The organism is Arthrobacter sp. B2060 (assembly GCF_059090445.1).
Genome location: NZ_JBNHFR010000025.1, coordinates 1 through 1,820, shown reverse-complemented (window position 1 = coordinate 1,820; position 1,820 = coordinate 1). Strand labels below are relative to the sequence as shown.

1 rRNA gene is annotated in these 1,820 nt (G+C 56.2%); it reads right to left on the bottom strand.

From position 1 onward, the window contains the following. Positions 1–115 precede the first annotated feature (115 nt). Positions 116–1,640 (bottom strand): 16S ribosomal RNA (locus AC5RUM_RS21425). Between the last annotated feature and the right edge of the window lie 180 nt (positions 1,641–1,820).

The window sequence follows — 1,820 nt, the reverse complement described above, 5'->3', positions numbered from 1 at the left end:
TGATATTCCACCCATGAGCACCCGCCGCAGAACAAACGTCTGCGCAACGGGCTTTTACTCCTGACAAACCCCCACCAACGCATACACGCGGTGCCGGCCTGTAGGTGCTCCTTAGAAAGGAGGTGATCCAGCCGCACCTTCCGGTACGGCTACCTTGTTACGACTTAGTCCCAATCGCCAGTCCCACCTTCGACAGCTCCCTCCCACAAGGGGTTAGGCCACCGGCTTCGGGTGTTACCAACTTTCGTGACTTGACGGGCGGTGTGTACAAGGCCCGGGAACGTATTCACCGCAGCGTTGCTGATCTGCGATTACTAGCGACTCCGACTTCATGGGGTCGAGTTGCAGACCCCAATCCGAACTGAGACCGGCTTTTTGGGATTAGCTCCACCTCACAGTATCGCAACCCTTTGTACCGGCCATTGTAGCATGCGTGAAGCCCAAGACATAAGGGGCATGATGATTTGACGTCGTCCCCACCTTCCTCCGAGTTGACCCCGGCAGTCTCCCATGAGTCCCCGCCATTACGCGCTGGCAACATGGAACGAGGGTTGCGCTCGTTGCGGGACTTAACCCAACATCTCACGACACGAGCTGACGACAACCATGCACCACCTGTGAACCGGCCCCAAAGGGGAAACCACATTTCTGCGGCGGTCCGGTCCATGTCAAGCCTTGGTAAGGTTCTTCGCGTTGCATCGAATTAATCCGCATGCTCCGCCGCTTGTGCGGGCCCCCGTCAATTCCTTTGAGTTTTAGCCTTGCGGCCGTACTCCCCAGGCGGGGCACTTAATGCGTTAGCTACGGCGCGGAAAACGTGGAATGTCCCCCACACCTAGTGCCCAACGTTTACGGCATGGACTACCAGGGTATCTAATCCTGTTCGCTCCCCATGCTTTCGCTCCTCAGCGTCAGTTAATGCCCAGAGACCTGCCTTCGCCATCGGTGTTCCTCCTGATATCTGCGCATTTCACCGCTACACCAGGAATTCCAGTCTCCCCTACATCACTCTAGTCTGCCCGTACCCACCGCAGATCCGGAGTTGAGCCCCGGACTTTCACGGCAGACGCGACAAACCGCCTACGAGCTCTTTACGCCCAATAATTCCGGATAACGCTTGCGCCCTACGTATTACCGCGGCTGCTGGCACGTAGTTAGCCGGCGCTTCTTCTGCAGGTACCGTCACTTTCGCTTCTTCCCTACTGAAAGAGGTTTACAACCCGAAGGCCGTCATCCCTCACGCGGCGTCGCTGCATCAGGCTTGCGCCCATTGTGCAATATTCCCCACTGCTGCCTCCCGTAGGAGTCTGGGCCGTGTCTCAGTCCCAGTGTGGCCGGTCACCCTCTCAGGCCGGCTACCCGTCGTCGCCTTGGTGAGCCATTACCTCACCAACAAGCTGATAGGCCGCGAGTCCATCCAAAACCACAAAAGCTTTCCACCCCCCACCATGCGATGAGGAGTCATATCCGGTATTAGACCCAGTTTCCCAGGCTTATCCCAGAGTTAAGGGCAGGTTACTCACGTGTTACTCACCCGTTCGCCACTAATCCCCGGTGCAAGCACCGGATCATCGTTCGACTTGCATGTGTTAAGCACGCCGCCAGCGTTCATCCTGAGCCAGGATCAAACTCTCCGTTGAAGAAAAACAGACACAACCAAGAACCACGGGAAAACGCGGAACCCGGCTGCACAAAATTTGAAACCAGCTAAAAAACCAGACCCACCCACAGGGGCGGACAGGCCCGGCAAATCAACCAATTCATAAAAAATCGGTATCAACAAACTTGGCACACTATTGAGTTCTCAAACAACAGACACA